Annotated in this window: 1 pseudogene; it reads left to right on the forward strand. The window is 67.1% G+C overall.

The features are described 5' to 3' along the window. Positions 1-94 precede the first annotated feature (94 nt). A pseudogene (locus AB9K34_RS03430) lies at positions 95-328 on the forward strand (hypothetical protein); the annotation flags it as partial.

Raw genomic sequence — 328 nt, forward strand, 5'->3', positions numbered from 1 at the left:
AAAAGACGGGTGATCCGATTGCCAATGTCAGGACATCGGCACGGATCAGCTCCGGCGCGTGGGCGCATTTGCATCACAGGCGAGGGGAGGGCGCATGGCCAGCTACCACCTCTCCGTGAAGACGATCAAACGCAGCGCCGCGCGCCCCGCCACGTCGGCCGCAGCCTACCGTGTCGGGGAGCGCATCGAGTGCCAGCGCGAAGGCCCCCGGTGGCGCCAGGTCTCCCGCTGGCATCTTGCGTCGGGGAGGTTCGTGTCGTCGGACCTGACGGTGCCGACACGAACCGGGTTTGCCCCCGGCAAACCGCCAGTGATCTACCCCCAAAAC

Origin of the sequence: Sedimentitalea sp. XS_ASV28 (assembly GCF_041224545.1) — a bacterium.
Taxonomy (GTDB): Bacteria; Pseudomonadota; Alphaproteobacteria; order Rhodobacterales; family Rhodobacteraceae; genus Sedimentitalea.